The sequence below is a fragment of the Actinomadura sp. NPDC000600 genome (assembly GCF_040492135.1).
Classification (GTDB): Bacteria; Actinomycetota; Actinomycetes; order Streptosporangiales; family Streptosporangiaceae; genus Spirillospora.
Map to the genome: position 1 here is coordinate 63,568 of NZ_JBEUPD010000031.1, position 20,293 is coordinate 83,860.

The window sequence follows — 20,293 nt, forward strand, 5'->3', positions numbered from 1 at the left end:
GACGTGACGAACCGTCGGAGGTAACAGGTCATGTTCACATCAAACCTCGACGCATCGCGCCGGGATCTGCTCAGGTCCGGCGCCCTCGGCCTGACCGGCCTCGCCGCCGCGCCGCTCCTGAACGCCTGCTCGTCCGGCTCCGCCGGCGCGGCGGCCGGCCGCAAGACGCTCGCGTGGGAGACCGGCTACCTGTCGTTCTTCTTCTTCGTCGTCCTCCAGGAGACGGCCAGGCGGGAGTCGAAGAAGCGCGGCCTGGGATTCGTCGGCAAGAACGCCAACGGCGACTCCTCCGCCCAGGTCAACGACTGGAACAGCCTCATCCTCCAGCAGCCGCGCTACCTGATCTCCGACGCGCTGGACTCGGAGGTCCTCGTCCCGCTCACCAGGAAGGCCGACACCAAGAAGATCCCCGTCGGCATGGTCGACACGCCGCTCACCGGAGGCGAGGTCGACATCTCCGTCACGTTCGACAACCGCCAGTCCGGCGTCATGGCCGCGGAGAAGACCGCCGAACTGCTCAAGGCCAGGAACGGCTCGCCGCGCGGGACCGTCCTGAACGCCTACGGCAGCCTGACGGCCGTCGCGCTGCGCCAGCGGAAGGAGGGCTTCGAGCAGACGATCCAGTCCAAGTACCCCGGCATCAAGGTCGTCTCGCGCCCGCAGAACAACGACCACGCGCAGGCGCTGTCGGTGGTGAACACGACGCTGCGCGAGTACCCCGACCTCGACGCGATCCACCTGCCGACCGACATCTTCCTGCCGGACGCGAAGAAGGCCATGCAGTCGCAGAACCGGTTCTTCAAGGTCGGCGACGAGAAGCACATCGTGCTCACCAGCATCGACGGCTCGCCGAACGCCCACGAATGGATCCGCGCGGGCGACCTGGACGCCGACATCGCCCAGGACCCGGTCGCCTACGTGCAGATCTGCATCGAGATGCTGGAGAAGTACTCGGTCAAGGGCAAGGACGTCCCGCTCGGCCCGTACCAGAACAAGAAGTACTTCTGGGAGAACGCGGCGGTCGCCAAGGGGCCGTCCGGCCCGATCATGACGATCCCGCCGTACTTCGTGACCAAGGACAACTCCAAGGACCCGCGGCACTGGGCGAACATCGTCACCGACCAGTGGGGGCTCAAGGAGACCCAGTCGTGACGAGGCCGCTGCTGGAGGCCTCGGGCGTCGTCAAGACGTACGGGGCCGCCCGCGCGCTCGACGACGTCACCGTCACCGTCGACCGGGGCGCGATCCATGGGCTGCTGGGCAAGAACGGGGCCGGGAAGTCGACGCTGGCGGGGATCGTGGCGGGCCTGGTGCGGCCCGACGCGGGCACGCTGGCCCTCGACGGGCAGGACGTCACGCACGACTCCGCGATGTCCCGCCGGCGCGCCGGCATCCGGCTGCTCGACCAGCATTCGGAGGTGCTGCCCGACCTGACCGTGACGGAGAACCTCCTGCTGGGGGCGCTGCCGCGGCGGCGCGGGCTGGTCGACTGGCGGGCGGCGGACGATCGGGCCGCGGACCTGCTGGAGGCCCACCACCTGCACATCCCGCCGCGCCGCCGCGCCGGGGAGCTGTCGCTGGGCGAGCGGCGCCGGCTGAGCATCGTCAAGGCCCTGGTCGGGAACGGCCGCCTCGTCATCCTGGACGAGCCCACCACCGGCCTCACCATGGGCGAGCGGCGCGACCTGATGGGCTGGGTGCGGCGGCTGGCCGAGCAGGGCCGCACGTTCGTCTACATCTCCCACCACAACGACGAGGTGCGCCAGCTCTGCACCGAGTACACCGTGCTGCGGGACGGGCGGGCGGTGCGGAGCGGCAAGCGGGTCTCCTCGCTCACCGCCGAGACGCTGTCCGCCCTGGTCAGCGGCGAGGCCGTGGACGAGTTCCACCGGGACCGGACGGCCGCCGGGGCGGGGCGGGAGCGGCTCGGCGTCCGCGGGCTGCGGTTCGGCGGGCACGGGCCCGTCGACCTGAGCGTCCGGGCCGGGGAGATCGTCGGTCTGGTCGGGCTGCCCGGGTCGGGCGCCCAGGAACTGCTGCGGGTGCTCGCCGGACTGGCCCCCGCCACCGCGGGCGAGGTCCTGGTGGACGGCCGCCCGGTCGCCGGCGGCCGGCCGCGCGCCGCGCTCCGCGCGGGCATCGCGTACCTCACCCACGACCGGATCGCGGAAGGCGTGGCGGCCCAGATGTCCATCGCCGACAACGTCCACCTCGGCCACTGGCCGCGCGGCCGCCACCGGCTGCTGGACCTGCGCCGGATGAGCGACGGGGCCGAGCGCGTGCGGCGGGACCTGGCGGTGGTGATGACCGGCCCGGACCAGCAGATCAACCGGCTCAGCGGCGGGAACCAGCAGAAGGTGCTGATGGGGCGGCTGCTGTCCCGCGAGCCCCGCGTCCTCGTCCTGGACGAGCCGACGGTCGGCGTCGACGTCGCCGCCAAGGAGGAGATCCACCGGCTGATCGACCGGGTGGCGCGGGACGGCGTGGCCGTCCTGGTGCGCGCCTACGACCCCGACGAGACCGCGCGGCTGGTGGACCGCGCCGTCCTGTTCTCCGGCGGATCGGTCGACGGGGAGCTCACCGGCGACGACCTGACGCTGTCCGCCGTCGCGACCGCCCAGCACGTTGGAGGCTGACCCATGACCCAGACCCTGGACGCCGCGCCGCCGCTGCGGCGGGACCGCTTCGACGTCCTCCGGTTCGGCCTCGACAACGTCGTCTGGGCCCTGATCATCATCTTCAGCCTGGTCACGGGGGTGTTCAACTCCTTCTTCCTGACCACCGCGAACCTGCAGAACATCCTCGTCCAGGCCACCTCCCTCGGCGTGCTGGTGCTGGCCGTGTCGTTCGCCCTGCTGGTCGGCGAGATCGACCTGTCGGTGACGGGGAACCTCGCGTTCAGCGGCATGGTCGGTGCGATGCTGATCCAGCACCTGCACGTCCCCGGCGTGCTCGCGATCCTCGCCGTCGTCGGGTCCGGAACGCTGATCGGGCTGCTCAACGGCGTCTTCGTCGCGCTGCTGCGGATGAACTCGCTGATCACGACGCTCGCGATGGGCCTGTTCCTGCAGGGCGCCGTGCTCGGGCTGACCAAGGCGCGGACCCTGGTGATCGACGACACGGCGTTCACCTACCTCGGCAGCGCGACGGTCGGCGGCTGGCCGCTCATGCCCGTCGCGCTGCTGGTGGCCTACGCCGCCGCCGCGGTCGCGCTGCGGCGCACCCAGTGGGGCCGCAACCTGTACGCGACGGGCGGCAGCGCCGGCGCCTCGCTGGTCGCGGGCATCCCGGTCCGCCGGGTCCGGCTGAGCGCGTTCGTCGCGGCGGGCGCGCTCGGCGGGCTGGCCGGCTTCCTGTCGGCCTCGTACCTGGGCGGGGTCAACGTCACCGTCGGCAACAGCCTCCTGCTGTACGCGGTCGCGGCGCCGGTGATCGGCGGCGTCTCGCTCACGGGCGGACGCGGGCGCATCGCGGGGATGCTGGGCGGGGCGCTGCTCATCAGCGTCATCCAGGTCGGGCTGCAGCTGATCAACCTGTCCGCCTACTACATCCAGATGATCGGCGGGGCCATGATCCTGGTGGCCATCGCCGTCGACGCCGTCCGCGTCCGCCGTACCGAGTAGCGGGCCGTCCCCCGGGAGGCGCGCTAGAACACGAGGGTGTCGAGGAGCGGGACGAGCCGCTGCTCCTCGTGGTCCAGGTGCGCCTCCAGGGCGGCGGTGAGCCGTTCGACCTCGGTGAGGAGCGAGTCGGCCGCACCGGAGTCGAGGGCCCGGCGCAGCTCGTCCAGCAACTCCGCCACCACCTCGTGCTCGTCTCGCAGGCGCGCCAGGGCCGGCGCGAGCTCGGGATGCCGCCGCTCCAGCAGCGGGAACATCTGCTGGTCCTCGCCCATGTGGTGATGGCCGAGCCCCTGGCACATCGTCAGGCAGTTGACCCGCAGCTGTGCGCCCACGGCGGCCCCGGACGCGGCGACCTCCCTGCGGATCAGCTCCAGCTCCCTGCGGAACGCGCCGTGCACCGCGAGGAGCATGGCGGACGGCGACTCCGGCCCGGTGGGCGGCCCGGCGGCGACCTGGACCAGCGCGACGACGGGCAGCGTCCGCCCGGACTTCGCCTCGTACTCGGCCCACCCGGGATCGGCCTCGGCGGCCCGCGCGAAGGCGCGGTCGCGCTCGCCGCCCTCCAGGACGACGGCGTCGGCCTCGTAGGTGAAGACGCCGCTCTCGACCGTGACGCGCGGGTTCGCGACCAGGTTGTGGAACCAGGCCGGGTTCCGCGGCGCGCCCCCGGCCGAGGCGATGACGAGGACGCGCCCGACGCCGTCCGGCAGGTAGCCGAGCGGCGTCGTGTGCGGCGCGCCGGTCCGCGCCCCGGTCGTGGTCAGCAGGAGCAGCCGCCCGCCCTCGAACGGGCCGCCGACCCGCCCGCCGTTCGCGCGGAACTCCTCGATGACCTGCTTGTTGAAATCCATCTGTCTCCTGTACCGATTTCGGGCATTGCTGTTCGCGGGCATGCTGTTTTCGGGCATGGCTGACAAGCCACGGAAAGGGCATGCGGCCGTGGCTTGGGAAAGGCGGGCCCAGGGCATGCCGAAAGAACGGGCATGCCCGATGACGTCGCGTTATGTGCGCGGAAGGCAAGGCGCTGCTCGCTCGGAGCGCAGCGCGCCGCTCGCGCGGAAAGTAAGAAAGAGGGGGAGTGGAAAGGCGGGCCTCGGGCCCGCGCCGGCCTCACTCGGAGGCCGGGAACCTCACTCGCTCGTGGCCCATGGCCGACCCGGCAGTCACGAAAAGCAGATTAGCGGCGCCCGGTCCGCCATTGCAAGATCAGATTCCTTCGCGGTGGGCGATGGCGGCGGCCTGGGTGCGGCTGGAGACGCTCAGCTTGCCGAGGATGTTCGACACGTGCACGCTCGCCGTCTTGGGGGAGATGAACAGCGCCGCCGCGATCTCCCGGTTGTTGCGGCCCTCGGCGACGAGCTTCAGCACCTCCCGCTCCCGCCCGGTGAGGGAGGCGAGCGGGCCGGACGGGCCGGTCCGGGCCGCGGGCCCCGCGCGGCCGGTCCCGAGCCGGGCGCGGGCGCCGAGGTCGCGCAGCGCGGCCAGCAGCGGCTTCGCGCCGAGCCGCTCGGCGGCCTGCACGGCCGCCCGCCACTGCACGGCGGCCTCGTCCCGGTCCCCGTTCTCGGCGAGGGCCTCCGCCAGCCGCCACCGCGACCGCGCCACCTCGTAGACGAACCCGCCGTCCGCGTCGCCGTAGGTGAACAGGTCGGCCGTCCTGCGCCACAGGTCGACGTCGTGGACGCCGTCCAGGCGGCGGTGCTCGGCCTCGGCGCGGGCCAGCCAGCCCTGCCCCTCCCAGCCGAGCCAGGTGCGGGGCCGCCCGTCCACGTTGACCGCCACGACGCTGCGCGCGACCCGCAGGAACGCGTCGCCGGCCTCCCGCGCCGCCCGCAGCGCCTCCTCGTCGCCGGCGGCGCGGGCGCGGGCCGCCCGGTCCGCTTCCGCCCACAGCCCGGTCGCCGCCACGCGGATCGCCCCGATCGTGTCGACGTAGATGGTGTCGAAGACGTCGCGGACGTGCTCGGCCGCCGTGTCCGGGTCGCCGCGCCACAGCGCGTGCTCGGCGGCGAGCCCTCGAGCGAGGTAGTTGAGGAACCCGTCCTGGCCCCACAGTGGAGCGATCCAGCGCAGCCGCTCCTCGACCGTCGGGGCGCCTTGCGCGACCTCCAGGAACAGGGCGTACGCCGACACCTGCGCCTCGGGCGTCCGCACGACCTGCACCGTGAACTCGTCGGCGAGCCGCTCCGCCTCCGCCCAGTTCCCCGACGTGTAGTGGACGAGGTACCGCAGGCACCGCAGCACGATGCCGAACGTGCTCCAGACGATCCCGTTGTCCACCGCGTACTTCACGCCCTCGTCGGCGGCGCGGACCGCGCCCGCGAGGTCGCCGCGGTCGAACTTCGACCGGGCGTGGTGGAAGAGCGCCCGCATGGCGATCATGGAGCTGTCGCCGGCCGCCGCGGCCAGCTCGTGGGCGCGGGCGAACAGCTCGGAGACTCCGGTGCCGGCCTCCCGCGACTCGCGGTACACGCCGAGCGTGACCAGCAGGCTGGCCTCGGCGCCCGGGGCACCCGCCCGGCGCGCGGTCTCGATGGCGCGCTCGGCGAACCCGGGCATCTCCCCGTCCGGGTCCCGGTACATCAGCGTCCGGGCGTAGGTGGCGAGCGCGCCGGCGCGCTCCACGGTCGGCGGGTCGGCCGGCAGCATCGCGACCGCCTCCCGCGCCACCGCCTGCGACTCCGCGTCCTCGTCGAGGTCGCCGAGGTAGGCGGCCAGGTGCTCGCGCATCAGGCAGCCGAGCCGCACGTCGGCGGGATCGGCCGAGGCGACCATCCGGCGCAGCCGGTGCACCGCCCGCCGCAGCTCGCCGGCCCGCGCGGACGCCTGGGCGGCGGCCAGCGACAGCCGCATCCGGTCCGTGCCCGCCGCGGCCTCCGGGTCCGGGACGGCGTCCCACAGCTCCAGCGCCCGGTCGTAGTGCTCGTACGCCTCGGCCGGCGCGGCGAGGCGGTCGGCCTCGCGGCCCGCCCGGACGGAGGCGGCGAACGCGGCGGGCAGGTCGTGCGCGGCGAGGCTGTGGTGCGCCAGCTCGGCGGCCGACCCGCGGGTGCCGGCCGGGAGGCCGGCGAGGAGCCGGGCGAAGTCGGCGTGCAGGCGGGTCCGCTCGCCGGGCAGCAGGTCGCCGTAGACGGCCTCCCGCAGCAGCGCGTGCCGGAACGTGTACCCGGCGCCGGACGGGACGAGCAGCTGGTGCGACACCACCTCGCGCAGCGCCTCGCCGACGGTCGCCTCGTCCAGCCCCGACACGCGGCGGACCAGCTCGTCGTCGACGCGGCGGCCCGCGACGGCCGCGACCCGCAGCACGCGCTGGCCCGCGTCCGAGAGCCGCTCGATCCGCGACAGCAGCAGGTCGGCGAGCGCGGACGGCAGCCCGGCCGCCCCGTCGTCCTCGACGTCCAGGCCCGAGGAGTACAGCTCGGCCGCGTAGAAGGGGTTGCCCTCCGACCGGCGGTGCACCCGCTCGACGGTCCGCGCCGTGACCCGGGCGGACCCGTGCGCCAGCTCGGCGAGGTACTGGGCGGTCTCGCCCGGCCTGAACGGGCGGACCTCGACCCCCGTGACGTTCGGCAGCCGCAGCAGCTCCGCGACGACGGGCCGCAGCGGATGCCGCCGGTGCAGGTCGTCGGACCGGTACGTGCCGACGAGGCAGACCCGCTCGCGCTGCAGGACACGGCTGAGGAACGTCAGCAGGTGCCGCGTCGACCGGTCGGCCCAGTGCAGGTCCTCCAGGACGAGCAGGACGGGCCGGTCGTCGCCCAGCTCCCCGAGCAGGCCGAGCACCGCGCCGAACAGCTGCTGCTGGCCCAGTTCGGAGCCCGCGCCGGGACCTCCCTCGCCGTCCGGCAGCAGGCGCGCGAGCGCGGGCCGGGCGTCGAGCGCGGCGCACAGCTTCTCCGACTCCGCCTTCCCGGCGTGCGCGGCCGCCCACAGCGCGTCGGTGAGCGGCAGGTACGGCATGCTCTCGCCCAGCTCGGCGCACTGCCCGACGAGCACCGTGCAGCCGCGGACCTGGGCGGCGGCGGTTAGCGCGGACACCAGGTGCGTCTTGCCGACCCCCGCGTCCCCGCTGACGAGCACGACGCCGGCGCTGCCCGCCGCGGCGCGGTCCAGCGCGGCGGTCAGCTCGGCGAGCTCCGCCGCCCTGCCGATCAGCACGAACTGCCCCTTCTGGTCATCCCGGTCGAGTATCCCACCCCGGGGGACGTGGACGGGCCCCGGATCCGAGGAGGGTCCGGGGCCCGTGGGGACGGTGCGCGTCAGCCGGCGAGGGCGGGGGCCTTGTCGCTCTCGTGCTCCGCCTCGTCCTCCTCGGCGGGCTCGGGGACGGGCAGCACCTTCAGGTACGCCCGGAGCGTCTCGGCGGCGATCCGCTCCAGCGAGTAGCGGGAGCGGGCGCGGTCGCCGGCGGCGATGGAGTAGCCGTGCAGCGTGGTCTCCTCGGACAGCAGCTGCCGGACGGCCCGCCCGATCACGACCGGGCGCCCCGGCGGGACGTGGATGCCGGTGATGTGGTCGAGGACCTCGTCGGCGTTGCCGCCGGCCGGGGTCGCCACCACGGGGACGCCGCAGGCCATGGCCTCCAGCGGCGCCGTCGGGGACGGCTGGAGCGGGGCCAGGGACAGCGCGAGGGCGGCGGTGCGCAGCAGCTTCGGCAGCGACTTGCGGGGCAGCCGCCCGAGGAGGATGACCCGGTCGGCGACGTGCAGCTCCTTGGCGAGCATCCGCAGCCGGTGGACGCCCGCGTCCTGCTCCAGGTCCTCGCGCTCCGGGCCGCCCGCGACGGCCAGCTCGGCGTCGGGGACGTGCACCAGGGCGCGCATGGCGGTCTCGACCTCGGCGCCGAGGTCGTCGACGACCATCACGAGGCGGGCCCGGCCGCCGTGCGGCATCGCGGGGCCGACCTGGCTGAACAGCTCGGAGTCGACGCCGTAGGGGACGACGGCGACCGACGGCCGCGGGACGCCCATCCGCACGACCGCGGAGGCCTCCTCGGTGTGCGCGGCGAGCACCAGGTCGGCGTCGCGCCCGATGGCCTTCTCCAGGCGGTCGCGGTGGGGGTGGACCTGGCGCCCGGCCTGCCGCTCGACGGCGGCGACGCCGTGGTAGCTCTGGACGAACGGGATGCCGAGCTCGCGGGCGACGGCGCAGGCGGCCAGGCCGCCGATCCAGCCGTGCGCGTGCACGATGTCGGGGCGCGCCGAGCCGGACCAGCGGCGGCGCAGCCCGTCGGCGAAGTCGCGAAGGTGCTGGAGCAGCTCGTCGTCGGACAGCGGGCGGGCCGGCCCCGCGTCGAGGTGCACCAGGGCGGCGCCCTGGGCGAGCCGGACGCGGCCGCGGGCGGACCTGTCCTGGCGGCGCGTGTAGACCGTGACCTGGTTCGGCTCACCGTCGGCGACGAGCGGACGGGTCAGCGAACGAGCGAGATCCCGGACGTGGACTGACTGCAGGTGCTCGCCGTCGAGGTCGGAGGCGGACACCAGAGCAATGTGAAGCGGGCGATGCATGACGGATCCTCCGGGACTACACAGGGGAAGCTCGGAGGTATCTGCGTCGTAGACACCTGCTCGGACAGTTTCCTATCCCTCCCTCCTGTTCGTCAAACCCGACGAAACGGAATACCTACCTCCGTGCCCCTCCGCGAGCGGCTCACCTGCGGCGATACTGGGAGAGGTGGACGACGAACCGATCTGGTACGTGGCGTACGGCTCGAACCTGTTCCGGGACAGGTTCCGCTGCTACCTGGCCGGCGGGCGGCCGAGCGGCGGGGCCCGCCACTACACGGGCTGCCGCGACCCCCGGCCCGCCCGCGCCGAGCGCCCGGTCACGGTCCCCGGCGGCATCTACTTCGCGCTGACGTCCCTGACCTGGGGCGGCGGCATGGCCTTCTACGACCCGGACCTCCCCGGGCGCGCCGCGGCCCGCGCCTACCTGCTCACCCGCCGCCAGTTCTGCGACGTCCTGTCCCAGGAGATGCGCCGCGGAGTCGGGGCCGACCACGACCTCGGCGAGGCGCTCGCCCGCGGCCGCCAGTGCCTCGGCCCCGGGCGCTACGAGACCGTCCTCAAGGTGGGGGAGCTCGGCGGCCGCCCCATGCTCACCTTCACCTCGCCCGAGCCGCACCCTCCGAACGCGCCCACCGCGCCCTACCTGGCGATGCTCGGCCGCGGCCTGCGCGAGGCGCACGGCTGGTCCGCCGCCCGCGCCGGCGCCTACCTCGCCGCCCGTCCCGGCGCGCGCGGCCACTGGGCCCCCGGGGAGGTCTCCGCCCTCCTCGGCTAGGTTCGAGCCATGAACCCCGGTGACGTCGTCGACGACTTCGAGCTCCCCGACGAGACGGGCGAGGTGCTCAGCCTGACCAGCCTGCTGGCGAAGGGCCCCGTCGTCCTGTTCTTCTACCCGGCGGCCATGACCCCCGGCTGCACCGCCGAGGCCTGCCACTTCCGCGACCTTGTCGCCGAGCTCGCGGAGGCGGGCGCCCACCCGGTGGGCATCAGCGCCGACCCGGTCGCGAAGCAGAAGGAGTTCGCCGACACGCACTCGCTCGGCTACCCGCTGCTGTCCGACCCGTCCGGCGAGGTCCGTGCGCGTTTCGGCGTCAAACGGTCACTGGCCCTCATGCCGACCAAGCGCCAGACGTTCGTGATCGACACCGACCGCCGCGTCCTCGCGGTCGTCAGGAGCGAGATCCGCATGAACGCCCACGCCGACAAGGCCCTGGAGGCGCTCAGGGCACGTCGGGGCTGACCCCGCCGGAGACGACCGGCAGCGTGATCGCGGACGGGTGGCCGGGCGCGTGGAAGATCTCCTGGTCCGCGGTGAGCATCTCGGTGGCCGTGCCGATGGGGGCGCCGGTGCCGGGGTTGCGGGCCACGCGGGGGTAGGCGCCGCTGGCCACCTGCACGCGGACGCGGTGGCCCCGGCGGAAGCGGTGGCCGACCGGCCAGAGCTCGACGGCGACGCGGCGGACGCCGTCCTCCCCCGGCTCCGGGGAGCCGGGGACGAGGCGGCGCATGCCCTCGCAGAGGTTGAGGGACTCGCCCTCGGGCGTGACGTCGCAGAGCCGCACGACGAAGTCGGTGTGCTCGCGGTTCGAGCGGATGTGCAGGTCGGCGGTGACCGGGCCGATGACCTCCAGGTCGTCGTCCAGGACGCCCGAGGTGTAGGTCAGCACGTCCCGGCGGCGCTCCAGGCGCCGCTGGTCGGTGGACGGGTGCGTCTCGCCGAGCAGGGTGGGCCCGCCGAGGAACGGCGTCGGGTGGTTCGGGTCGTAGCGGTAGGAGTCGGGCTCCGACTCCGGCGGCTCGCCGGGGGACAGCGCGCCCGCCGGCTGCAGGTGCCAGCGCTCCTCGCGCATGCCGGGGACGGGCCAGTCGGGGAACTCGCGCCACTCGTCCGCGCCGGTGACGAAGAGCCGGACGGGCTGCGCGCGGAGCCCGGACGGGTCGTCCAGCAGGTGGGCCCGGAACCATGCGATGGAGTCGTTGACCGAGCCGCGCATCATGCGCTGGTCGGCGTGGAACCAGGGGCCGATCGTCAGGTAGGGGCGCCGGCCGGCCGCGCGGAGCGCCGCATAGTCCTTCATCTGCCAGGGCAGGAAGATGTCGTACCAGCCGCCCGTCATGTTCACCGGCGCGGTGACCTGCGAGACGGTGGTGCTGAAGTCGCGCTTGTCCCAGAACGGGGTGTCGGGGCCGTTGACCAGCAGGTCCTGGAAGAACCGCTGCTGCCCGCCGGTCGCGAGCCGGTCGAGCTCGGCCAGCGGGCGGCCCGAGAGCGTGGCGCGGCGGGCGCGGCGCGGCGACATGATGCCGGTCGTGATGCCTGACAGGGAGTTCTTCATCCGCGCGGTCAGGTCGACCCAGATGAGCGCCGACTCGAGCGCGAACGTGCCGCCGACGTTGACGGCGTCCCGGAAGGTGGACGCCGTGACCTGCATCGACAGCGCCTTCAGCTCGGGTCCGGCCTCGGCGGCGACGGCCCACTGGACGTAGCCGAGGTAGCTCGGGCCGTGCATGGCGAACGTGCCGCCGAACCACGGCTGCGACCTCAGCCACTCGATGGTGGCGAGGCCGTCCTCGCGCTCGTCCAGCGCCTCGAAGACGCCGCCGGACCCGAAGCCGCCGCGCACGCTCTGCACCACGGCCTGGAAGCCGTGCGAGGCGAACCCCTGCCCGCACATGAGGCCGAACGGCCCGCGCCGCCCGTAGGGCGAGCGGACCAGCACCGTCGGCGCCCGCTCGACGTCGACGGGCGAGTACCGGTCGGCCAGCAGCGTCACGCCGTCGGCGGCGGGCACCTCCAGGTCCCGCTCGACCGTCACCCGGTGGGGGCCGTTCCGCAGTCCCAGCGCCGTGACCCCGAGCCGGCGCATCACTCCCACACTCACCACTTGATCGATCGTAACCGGCAGGTCCGCGGGCCTTGCAGTCACATGTCCCGTGATGTGCCTCGCAGCGCCCCCGGTCTTCACTACGATCGTGGACGCTAACTCCGCAAAACGGACCTTTTGCATGCGGCGCAGCCGCCGGACAGAGGAGGAATCTTCCGCGTCATGGGTGTTCACCTGGGCGATCTGAGCTGGCAGCGAGGGGCGGCCGCGGTCGCCGTGCTGGTGATCGCGGTCGGGATCGCGGTGATCCTGCGGCTGCTGACCGGCAGGCTGTTCCGGCGGGCGGGCGACACCCGCTGGGCGTGGGACGACCTGGCCGCCCGCCTGGTCAAGGACCTGGCGGTGCCCGTCTCGGTGCTGCTCGGCCTGTGGGGCGCGGCCAGGGTCCTCCAGCTGCCCGACGGCACGCTGGCCGTGATCGCCAAGGTGCTCACGGCCACCGCCATCCTCGTCGTCTCGCTGGCGATGGCCCGCCTGATCGCGGGCTCGGTCACCTCGATCGCGCTGGCCCGGCAGGGCGTCGCGGCCAACGTGACGATCTTCGCCAACATCACCCGGGTCGTGGTGATGGGCGTCGGAGTCCTGGTCATGCTGCAGAGCCTCGGGGTCTCGATCTCACCGCTGCTCGGCGCCCTCGGCGTCGGTGGCCTCGCGGTCGCGCTCGCCCTGCAGGACACGCTGGCCAACCTCTTCGCGGGCGTGCACGTCCTGGCGTCCAAGACGATCGAGCCCGGCGACTACATCAGGCTGAGCAGCGGCCAGGAGGGGTACGTCGTCGACATCAACTGGCGCAACACCTCCATCCGGACGCTGTCGGACAACATCGAGGTCATCCCGAACCAGCGGTTCTCCGACACGATCCTCACCAACTACCACCGCCCCGCCGAGGACATGTCGCTGCTGATCCAGGCCAGCGTGGCCTACGAGAGCGACCTGGAGCGCGTCGAGAGCGTGGTCGTCGAGGTCGGCCAGGAGGTCATGAGCGAGGTGCAGGGCGGCGTGAAGGACGCCGAGACCCTCGTGCGGTTCCACACCTTCGCCGACTCGGGGATCGACTTCACCGTGATCCTCCGGACCAGCGAGTTCGGTGACCAGTTCCGCCTGAAGCACGAGTTCGTCAAGCGGCTGCACCGCCGCTTCATGAAGGAGGGCATCGAATTCCCCTACCCCCGCCGCCAGCTCATCCTGCCCGACGGCGAGGGGACGCACGGCCTGGTCAGCCGATGAACCGGACGTCGGGGTGCCGGGCCGACGGGCGGTCGAGGACCGGACGGTGCCGCCCGCGCAGCGCCCGGTCGAAGAACGCCGTGACGTAGGCCCGGAGCGACGCCGTCATCCGGGCCGGATCGACCGTCCCGACGAGGGCGGCCCGCTCCTCGGCCGGGATGTCGAGCTTCTCGTCCAGCGCCGGCAGGACGGACTGGACGTCGGTGTAGGAGTAGTGGCTCGCGGCGGGCACGTTCAGGTCCCGCTTCCAGCCGGTCGAGCGGCTCCAGAACGAACCCCAGGACGGGCTGGTCAGGTGCGTCTGCGGGGAGCCGCCCGTGGCGGCCCCCATCAGCATGAACGGGCGGTCGACCCCGGTCTTGGCGACTTCCACGAAGTCGTTCTCCGCGTACTGCATGGTGCCGTCCATGTCGATGCCCGCGTCCACCCGCCGGTCGGTGCGCATGGCCTCGGCCGCCTCGATGCCGCCCGCGGAGTGCCCGACCATGCCCACCCGGGACAGGTCGAGCGTCCGGCCGAGGCCGCGGGGGAGGGGCCGCCCCTCGGCGTCTGGGTTGCGGCCGCCTCGCAGGGCGGCGAGCCGGTCGAGGACCAGCCGGGTGTCCTTGACGCGCGCGTCCAGCGCGGTCCTCAGCCGTTCGGGGCCCTGCGGGGGGAGGCGCTGCGGCTCGACGCGCCCGCCGGGGAACTCGACCGGGGCCGTCTCGTAGGTGTGGTCCACGGTCACCACCACGTACCCGCGGCTGGCCAGTTCCTCGGCGAGCGTGGTGCCGAGCGCGCGCGGGACGCCGAACCCGGGGGAGTACAGCACGACGGGCCTCGCGCGGCGCGCGTCGGCGGGGGCGCCTTCCGCGGCGTGGGTGCGGGTGCCCGCCCAGTCGACCGTTCCGGCCTTGAACACGCCGAGCGCGTCGACCTGGGAGAGCGCCCGCGCGACCCCGGGCCGCAGGTAGGGCGCCGCCGGCCCCGAGGCCCGGGCGGCCGGGTACCAGACGCCGACCATCAGCTCGCGGGTCCGGCCGGGCACCCACGGGTCGGGGCGCCCGGCGTCCACGAGGTGCAGCTCGGTCGTCCCGACGGCCCGGTGCGGGCCGGTGGGGCGGGGCAGTTCGAACGTCGCGGGCGCGGCTCCGGCGGTCTTCACCGCGTGGGCGGAGGCGCCGCACGCGGTCAGGACGAGCGGAAGGACGGCCGCGGCCGGGAGCAGGCGGCGGGAGACAGGTGATCGCATCCCCGCAGCCTCGCGGCCGCGGCCCCCTCCCGGTCATGGACGAACGGCCGCCGCGGCCCCCGACTTTCGTCAGGGCCGGAGCCCCCGGTCGGGACCGAGCTCTCGTCAGGGCCGGACGATCGGCATCAGCACCTCGTCGACGAGCGTCGCCAGGTCGTCGTCGGTGATCGGGCCGCCCTCGGTGAGGTTCCGGTACACCATCACGGACGGGCCGACGTCCGAGATCAGCCGGGTCGCGGCCTCCGGCCGGATCTCCCCGCGGGCGGCGGCCTCCTGGAGCGCCTCGTAGAGCAGTTCGCGGACGGGCCTGGACAGCCGGTCGCGCACGACGTCGTGGACGAGGCCCATCCCCTCGTCGCTCTCCGTCTTCAGCACCCGGAACGCGGCGCCGCGGCAGGCGATCAGCGTGTCGCGCAGGCAGCCCAGGATCTGGAGCATGTCCTCGCGCACCGAGCCGGTCGCCGGGGCGGTCGGCGGTTCGGGCAGGACGTGCTTGAGCGCGTCGGTGATCAGCTCGTCCTTGGACCGCCAGCGCCGGTAGAGCGCGGCCTTGCCGGTGCGGGCGCCGTTCGCGACGCCCTCCATGGTCAGCCCGCGGTAGCCGACGGCCTCCAGCTGGGCGAACACGGCGTCGAAGATCGCCGCCTCCAGGTCGCCGCCGCGGCGCCGGGTCGCGGGCGCCGCTCCGGTCGCGGCGGTCTCCGGGTTCCCGAGGTTCGCAGGAGTCACGGCACGATCCCGAAAATAGTGAACGCTAGCGTTCTCTTTCGCGCGCATCGGTGGTACGTTCCCCACATAGTGTACTTCGCCGTTCCTTATTTCCGGAGAGGTTCCCCTTGACCGCAGCCCACGGGCGGACGGCCGCACCCCGGGAGTCGACACCTCCCGGCGCCGCCGCGCCGCCCCTCCATCATCGTGCAGGAACCGTCCTCGCCGTCATCGTCGGCTGCCAGCTCATGATCGGCCTGGACACCTCCGTCGTCACCATCGCGCTCCCGGACGTCCGGGCGGGCCTCGGCCTGACCACCGGGGGCCTCGCCTGGATCCAGAACTCCTACATGCTCGCATTCGGCGGCCTGCTCCTGCTCGGCGGGCGCGCCGGGGACGTGTTCGGGCGCCGCCGCGCCTTCACCGCCGGGATCGTGCTGTTCACCGCCGCGTCGCTGGCCGGCGGGCTCGCGGAGGCGGGCTGGTGGCTGCTGGCCGCCCGCGCCGCCCAGGGCGTCGCCGCCGCCGTCGCCGCGCCGAGCGCGATGGCGCTGATCGCCACGAACTTCGCGGGAGCGGCCCGCGTCCGCGCGCTGAGCGTCTTCTCCGCGGTGACCGGCGCGGGCGCCGCCGTCGGCATGATCGTCGGCGGGGTGCTGACCGAGGCCGGGTCCTGGCGCTGGGTGTTCTTCGTGAACGTCCCGGTCGGCCTGGCGCTGGCCCTGGCCGCGCCGCGCGTCCTCACCGAGACGCCGCGCCGCCCCGGCCGCTTCGACGTGCTCGGCGCCGTCGTGTCCACGACCGGCATGACCGCCCTCGTCTACGCGCTGATCCGGGTCGGGTCCGACGGCTGGGGCGACGGCCGGGCGGTCGCGGCGTTCGGGGCGGCGGCCGCCCTGCTCGCCGCCTTCGTGGCGGTGGAGTACCGCGCCGGCAGCCCGGTCATGCCGCTGTGGCTGCTGACGGGCCGCGACCGCGCCGCGTCCTACCTGACCCAGCTGTGCCTGGCGGCCGCCATGTTCGGCTCGTTCTTCTTCCTCACCCAGTACCTGCAGCAGGTGCTCGGCTACGGGCCGCTGCGCGCCGGCGCCGCGTTCCTGCCGATGGTGGGGATGCAGTTCCTCGTCGTGCGGACCGCGCCGCGGCTGCTGGCCCGCCTCGGTGCCCGCCCGCTCGTCGTCGCCGGGACGCTCCTCGTCGGCGCCGGGCTGCTGTGGCTGTCGCTGCTGTCCCCGGGGGACGGCTACGCCGGCGCGCTGCTGGCGCCGTTCGTCCTGATGGGGGCGGGCGGCGGGCTGTCGATCCTGCCGCTGAACGCGACGATCCTGGGCAGTGTCGAGCCGGAGCAGTCGGGTGCGGCGGCGGGGGTCGCGCAGACCATGCTGTGGTCGGGCGGATCGCTCGGCTCGGCCGTCATGGTGACGGCCTACGGGTCCTCCTCGTCCGGCCGCGGCCTCGCGGGGACCGTCGACGGGATGGACGCGGCGTTCGCGACCGGCGCGGCCTTCGCCGCCGCCGCGCTGCTGGTGGCGCTGGTCGTGCTGCGCGTCCGGCGCTGAGGCTCACGCGGGCGGGGGAGCGGCCTCCTCGAACCAGGCGAGCAGTTCGGTGTCGCCGACCAGCCTCGCGGTGTCGGCGGCCGACGGCGACCCCGCCAGCGGGTCGGCCCCCGCCTCCAGCAGGGCCCGCACGACCTCGGTCTCCCGCTTGAACACCGCGCCCGCGAGCGGCCGGTGGCCGAGGTCGTTGGCCCGGTCGGGGTCGGCGCCGCGCAGCGTGAGCGCCCGGACGGTCTCCGGATGCCCGTGGCAGGCCGCGTGCATGAGCAGGGTCTCGCCCCGGTGGTCGGACAGGTTCACCGGCACCCCGGCGTCCACGTGGGACAGGATCCCGCGCGTGTCGCCGGCGCGCGCCATCTCGAACAGCCGCCTCGCGATCTCGTCGGAGCCGGGCCGGGAGCCGTCTCCGAGGGGGAGTTCGCTGTCGGCGGTGAGGAGCCCGCCCAGGCTGTCCTCCCCGTAGGTGAGCCGCTTCTCCAGCGCGACCAGCGCCCCGTCCTCGGGGAACGAGGCGAACCGGACGTCGTCGGCCAGCGCCCGCATGATCATCAGTCCGCGCCCGTTCTCCGCGGACGGGTCGGGCGGCGCGAAGCGCGCGGCGTCGAACCCCGTGCCGGAGTCGATCACCTTGATCACGCAGCGCCGGTCCTGGATCATCGCCCGCACGGTGTAGTCCGCCCCGTGCTCGGCGTGCTTGATCACGTTGGTGCACGCCTCGGTCAGCATCATCTCGATGTCGTCGCGGATGTGGCCCTCGACACCGAGCGCGGCGAGCGCCGCGTCCAGGAGCTTTCGCGTCGCCGGAACGCTGGCCACGTCCCGCGGAAGCACGAGGTCCATGGTGATTTCCACATCATCTCCATCCGTCCCCATGAACTGTGCCCCACCGGCCGCGATGAAACATGGGACGGACGGTCAGCGCGGGTCGGCGGGCCTCGGCGCGTACTCGTCCACGTACTCCTGGCCCGACAGCCGCTGGATCGCCTCCATGATCTCGTCGGTGACCTCCCGGGCCGCCCGGCCGCGCGGCACGCCCTTGTCCCGGTCGCGGAAGTCCATCGGCGCGCCGATGCGCAGCCCGATCCGGCCCGGCCGCGGAACGGCCTGCCCCCGGGGCTGCACCTTGTCTGTCCCCTCGATCGCCACCGGGACGACGGGCGCCCCGGTCCGCATCGCCAGGCGCGCCACGCCCGTCCGGCCGCGGTAGAGCCGCCCGTCCGGCGACCGCGTGCCCTCGGGGTGGATCGCGAACACGCCGCCGCGCTCCAGCACCGCCGCCGAGGTCTCCAGCGCGTCGAGCGCGGCCCGCCCGCCGGACCGGTCGACCGCGATCGCGCCGACGCTGCTGAAGAACGTCGCGGTGGCGCGGCCCCGCAGGCCCGTCCCGGTGAAGTACTCGTGCTTGCCGAGGAAGTGGACCCGCCGCGGCACCATCAGCGGCAGCACGAACGAGTCGAGGAACGCCAGGTGGTTCGCCGCGAGGATCACCGGCCCGATCCGCGGGACGTGCCGCAGGCCGCGCACGCTCGGCAGGAACGCGACGCGCATCGCGGGTCCCATGACCACATGCTTCATGAGGGGATAGATCAGGCGTTCGGGGTCCATGTCCGAGCAGGCTATGGGGCGCGCCGTACCGCCGCCGTTGGCGCCCGATACAAGTTCGGCGGCCGGGATCTTGTAGGAACCCGCACTTGCCCCGCCCCGCGGGTCAGCCCCCGGCGGCGGCCGCGTTCAGCTGCCGGACCAGCTTGCGGACCGCGACCGCCGCCGGCCCGGTCCGCGCCGTCAGCTCGTCGATCCGCCGCCGGTGCCGCCGCCGGTCCGCCCCCGGCAGGACGGTCTTCAGCTCGCCCGCCGCCGCCAGCGCCACGGCCGCGGCGTCGTAGCTGTTCACGTGCGCCACCGGACGCCCCCGCAGCGCCGACGACGCCCCGCCCCACAGCGCCTTCACCACCCGGGGGTCCTTCACGGTGACCTCGTGGCGCGGGAACAGCCCGAGGACCCTGCGCGAGCGGACCCTGATCCAGCCGCCGCGCACCAGTTCCTCGCGCACCACCGGCACGATGGCGCGGGCGTCCTTGCGCACCCAGTGCTGCCACGACCGGGGCCGCGACGCCGCGATCTGAGCCAGCACCCCGTACGGGTCGTCGCCCGGCGTCCCCGGGACGGGCCTGCGCCGCTCCTCGCCGAGCCGCCCGTCCAGGTACAGCTCGGTCAGCGCGGCGGCGCGCAGCACGTAGCCGAGCCGCGCGCCGCCCCTGGTCATCCGCTGCTTGCGCAGGTCGTACGCCAGCAGGTACATCCGCGCCGGCAGCGAGTCCGGAACATCGACCATGGCTAGTCCTCGCCCCCGCCCTCCGGCGGGCTCCCCTCGTCGTCGTCCCGGGCCTTGCGCGGCCGCCCGGGCCTTCGCATCCGTCCCGCCGACCCGGGCATCCGCCCCGCGTCCGCGAGCGCCTTGCGCAGCAGGAACTCGATCTGCGCGTTGGTGCTGCGCAGCTCGTCTCCGGCCCACCGCGCCAGCGCGTCGTGCACGGCCGGGTCGAGCCGCAGCAGGATCTTCTTGCGCTCCGCCACCGGTCGCCGCGGTCACTGGTAGAGCGAGCCGGTGTTGACCACCGGCTGGGCGTCCCGGTCGGCGCACAGCACCACCAGCAGGTTGCTGACCATCGCCGCCTTGCGCTCCTCGTCCAGGTCGACCACGTTCTCCTCGTCCAGCCGGTCGAGCGCGAGCTGCACCATGCCGACCGCGCCCTCCACGATCCGCTGCCGCGCCGCCACCACCGCGCCCGCCTGCTGCCGGCGCAGCATCGCCTGCGCGATCTCCGGCGCGTACGCCAGCCGGGTGATCCGCGACTCGATGATCTTCACGCCGGCGGACGCGACCCGCTGCGCCAGCTCCTCCGACAGCTGCCCGGTGATCTCGTCGGCATTGTCGCGCAGCGAGGTCCGGTCGTGGGCGTCATAGGGGAAGCTGCCCGCGATGTGCCGGACGGCGGCCTCGGTCTGGAACGCCACGAACTCCACGAAGTCGTCCACCTCGAACACGGCCCGCGCGGTGTCGGCCACCTGCCACACCACCACGGCCGAGATCTCGATCGGGTTCCCGTCCAGGTCGTTGACCTTCGCGAGCCCTGTCTCGTGGTTGCGGATCCGCGTCGACACCTTGCGCCGCTCCGTCAGCGGGTTCACCCACCGCAGCCCGTCGGTGCGGACCGTCCCCTTGTACCGCCCGAGCAGCTGCAGCACCCGCGCCTCGCCCGGCGCCACCGGCGTCAGCCCCACCGAGACGACCAACCCGGCCACCCCCAGCAGCGATCCGATCACGACCCCCACCGAGAAGGCGGCGGCCCCGCCGACAAGCACCCCGGCGACCACCGCCGCCGCCCCCGCCAGGACCAGCAGCAGCGCACCCCCGAGCATCCCCCACCCGCTCCGGTCCGCCGCCGCCCGCTCACTGGTCTTCGGCCGTGGCATCTCCACCCCCGCCGCCGCGTCCCCCATCCGTTCCTCCCTCTCCCGAATCAACGACATAGCAAAGTGATATCACATT

The 20,293-nt window shown here is 73.9% G+C and carries 18 protein-coding genes; 7 read left to right on the forward strand and 11 right to left on the reverse strand.

What is annotated here, in order from left to right; translation table 11 throughout:
* Positions 1-30: 30 nt before the first annotated feature.
* From ABWI07_RS33495 to ABWI07_RS33505, 3 genes are read left to right on the forward strand one after another with little or no spacing between them, the layout of a single operon-like run.
* Positions 31-1,152 (forward strand): sugar ABC transporter substrate-binding protein, encoded by a 1,122-nt coding sequence (locus tag ABWI07_RS33495; RefSeq protein ID WP_149263603.1) that lies wholly within the window; start codon positions 31-33, stop codon positions 1,150-1,152.
* Positions 1,149-2,636: a sugar ABC transporter ATP-binding protein gene (locus ABWI07_RS33500; protein WP_353821013.1), complete on the forward strand. Its 1,488-nt coding sequence runs from the start codon at positions 1,149-1,151 to the stop codon at positions 2,634-2,636. Before ABWI07_RS33495 ends, ABWI07_RS33500 begins: the two co-directional genes overlap by 4 nt.
* A gap of 3 nt (positions 2,637-2,639) precedes the next feature.
* Positions 2,640-3,623 carry an ABC transporter permease gene (locus ABWI07_RS33505; protein ID WP_353821014.1) on the forward strand — a complete coding sequence of 328 codons (984 nt, stop codon included), beginning with the start codon at positions 2,640-2,642 and terminating at the stop codon, positions 3,621-3,623.
* A 23-nt stretch (positions 3,624-3,646) separates the two neighbouring features.
* Here ABWI07_RS33505 and ABWI07_RS33510 read toward each other — a convergent pair whose 3' ends face one another.
* From ABWI07_RS33510 to ABWI07_RS33520, 3 genes are all read right to left on the reverse strand, one after another.
* The gene (locus ABWI07_RS33510) at positions 3,647-4,474 is read right to left on the reverse strand and encodes a nitroreductase/quinone reductase family protein (RefSeq protein WP_149263600.1); all 828 of its coding nucleotides are present in this window, start codon (positions 4,472-4,474) and stop codon (positions 3,647-3,649) included.
* 355 nt (positions 4,475-4,829) lie between these two features.
* Entirely contained in the window at positions 4,830-7,781 is a 2,952-nt protein-coding gene (locus tag ABWI07_RS33515) for a helix-turn-helix transcriptional regulator (RefSeq protein WP_149263599.1), read from the reverse strand.
* A gap of 101 nt (positions 7,782-7,882) precedes the next feature.
* Entirely contained in the window at positions 7,883-9,130 is a 1,248-nt protein-coding gene (locus ABWI07_RS33520) for a glycosyltransferase (protein ID WP_149263598.1), read from the reverse strand.
* Positions 9,131-9,296: 166 nt separating this feature from the next.
* On the opposite strand from ABWI07_RS33520, the gene ABWI07_RS33525 reads away from it, so the two are divergent.
* Both ABWI07_RS33525 and ABWI07_RS33530 read left to right on the forward strand, forming a co-directional pair.
* On the forward strand, positions 9,297-9,905 hold the full coding sequence (locus ABWI07_RS33525; protein WP_200842319.1) for a histone deacetylase: 609 nt from the start codon (positions 9,297-9,299) through the stop codon (positions 9,903-9,905).
* A 9-nt stretch (positions 9,906-9,914) separates the two neighbouring features.
* On the forward strand, positions 9,915-10,370 hold the full coding sequence (locus tag ABWI07_RS33530) for a peroxiredoxin (RefSeq protein WP_149263596.1): 456 nt from the start codon (positions 9,915-9,917) through the stop codon (positions 10,368-10,370).
* On the opposite strand, the gene ABWI07_RS33535 is transcribed toward ABWI07_RS33530, so the two are convergent.
* Positions 10,351-12,015 carry a CocE/NonD family hydrolase gene (locus ABWI07_RS33535; RefSeq protein WP_353821015.1) on the reverse strand — a complete coding sequence of 555 codons (1,665 nt, stop codon included), beginning with the start codon at positions 12,013-12,015 and terminating at the stop codon, positions 10,351-10,353. The two genes, ABWI07_RS33530 and ABWI07_RS33535, sit on opposite strands and share 20 nt — an antisense overlap.
* Positions 12,016-12,177: 162 nt before the next feature.
* Between ABWI07_RS33535 and ABWI07_RS33540 the strand changes: the two genes are divergently transcribed.
* On the forward strand, positions 12,178-13,242 hold the full coding sequence (locus ABWI07_RS33540) for a mechanosensitive ion channel family protein (RefSeq protein WP_149263595.1): 1,065 nt from the start codon (positions 12,178-12,180) through the stop codon (positions 13,240-13,242).
* Here ABWI07_RS33540 and ABWI07_RS33545 read toward each other — a convergent pair.
* Together ABWI07_RS33545 and ABWI07_RS33550 are read right to left on the reverse strand one after the other, a co-directional pair.
* Positions 13,232-14,473 carry an alpha/beta hydrolase family protein gene (locus tag ABWI07_RS33545; RefSeq protein WP_353821016.1) on the reverse strand — a complete coding sequence of 414 codons (1,242 nt, stop codon included), beginning with the start codon at positions 14,471-14,473 and terminating at the stop codon, positions 13,232-13,234. The genes ABWI07_RS33540 and ABWI07_RS33545 overlap by 11 nt on opposite strands.
* A 105-nt stretch (positions 14,474-14,578) precedes the next feature.
* A complete protein-coding gene (locus ABWI07_RS33550; RefSeq protein ID WP_200842318.1) occupies positions 14,579-15,202 on the reverse strand; it encodes a TetR/AcrR family transcriptional regulator in 624 nt (207 codons plus the stop codon).
* Positions 15,203-15,309: 107 nt separating this feature from the next.
* Between ABWI07_RS33550 and ABWI07_RS33555 the strand changes: the two genes are divergently transcribed.
* Positions 15,310-16,740, forward strand: a complete 1,431-nt coding sequence (locus ABWI07_RS33555) for an MFS transporter (protein WP_235037296.1) — start codon at positions 15,310-15,312, stop codon at positions 16,738-16,740.
* A gap of 3 nt (positions 16,741-16,743) precedes the next feature.
* Here ABWI07_RS33555 and ABWI07_RS33560 read toward each other — a convergent pair whose 3' ends face one another.
* The 5 genes from ABWI07_RS33560 to ABWI07_RS33580 form a co-directional block, all read right to left on the reverse strand.
* Positions 16,744-17,592 carry an ATP-binding protein gene (locus ABWI07_RS33560; protein WP_308800947.1) on the reverse strand — a complete coding sequence of 283 codons (849 nt, stop codon included), beginning with the start codon at positions 17,590-17,592 and terminating at the stop codon, positions 16,744-16,746.
* A gap of 63 nt (positions 17,593-17,655) precedes the next feature.
* Positions 17,656-18,345: a lysophospholipid acyltransferase family protein gene (locus tag ABWI07_RS33565; RefSeq protein WP_149263592.1), complete on the reverse strand. Its 690-nt coding sequence runs from the start codon at positions 18,343-18,345 to the stop codon at positions 17,656-17,658.
* A 103-nt stretch (positions 18,346-18,448) separates the two neighbouring features.
* Positions 18,449-19,075 (reverse strand): GOLPH3/VPS74 family protein, encoded by a 627-nt coding sequence (locus ABWI07_RS33570; RefSeq protein WP_149263591.1) that lies wholly within the window; start codon positions 19,073-19,075, stop codon positions 18,449-18,451.
* Positions 19,076-19,077: 2 nt separating this feature from the next.
* Positions 19,078-19,317 (reverse strand): type II toxin-antitoxin system antitoxin, encoded by a 240-nt coding sequence (locus ABWI07_RS33575; RefSeq protein WP_149263590.1) that lies wholly within the window; start codon positions 19,315-19,317, stop codon positions 19,078-19,080.
* 12 nt (positions 19,318-19,329) lie between these two features.
* Positions 19,330-20,244: an SPFH domain-containing protein gene (locus tag ABWI07_RS33580; RefSeq protein ID WP_353821017.1), complete on the reverse strand. Its 915-nt coding sequence runs from the start codon at positions 20,242-20,244 to the stop codon at positions 19,330-19,332.
* Positions 20,245-20,293 lie beyond the last annotated feature (49 nt).

What these genes read in the sequence shown, in the direction of transcription:
- ABWI07_RS33495 (WP_149263603.1), top strand. Translation starts at nt 31, where the DNA reads ATGTTCACATCAAACCTCGACGCATCGCGCCGGGATCTGCTCAGGTCC.
- ABWI07_RS33505 (WP_353821014.1), top strand. Translation starts at nt 2,640, where the DNA reads ATGACCCAGACCCTGGACGCCGCGCCGCCGCTGCGGCGGGACCGCTTC.
- ABWI07_RS33510 (WP_149263600.1), bottom strand. Translation starts at nt 4,474, where the DNA reads ATGGATTTCAACAAGCAGGTCATCGAGGAGTTCCGCGCGAACGGCGGG.
- ABWI07_RS33520 (WP_149263598.1), bottom strand. Translation starts at nt 9,130, where the DNA reads ATGCATCGCCCGCTTCACATTGCTCTGGTGTCCGCCTCCGACCTCGAC.
- ABWI07_RS33530 (WP_149263596.1), top strand. Translation starts at nt 9,915, where the DNA reads ATGAACCCCGGTGACGTCGTCGACGACTTCGAGCTCCCCGACGAGACG.
- ABWI07_RS33540 (WP_149263595.1), top strand. Translation starts at nt 12,178, where the DNA reads ATGGGTGTTCACCTGGGCGATCTGAGCTGGCAGCGAGGGGCGGCCGCG.
- ABWI07_RS33545 (WP_353821016.1), bottom strand. Translation starts at nt 14,473, where the DNA reads ATGCGATCACCTGTCTCCCGCCGCCTGCTCCCGGCCGCGGCCGTCCTT.
- ABWI07_RS33565 (WP_149263592.1), bottom strand. Translation starts at nt 18,345, where the DNA reads ATGGACCCCGAACGCCTGATCTATCCCCTCATGAAGCATGTGGTCATG.
- ABWI07_RS33570 (WP_149263591.1), bottom strand. Translation starts at nt 19,075, where the DNA reads ATGGTCGATGTTCCGGACTCGCTGCCGGCGCGGATGTACCTGCTGGCG.
- ABWI07_RS33580 (WP_353821017.1), bottom strand. Translation starts at nt 20,244, where the DNA reads ATGGGGGACGCGGCGGCGGGGGTGGAGATGCCACGGCCGAAGACCAGT.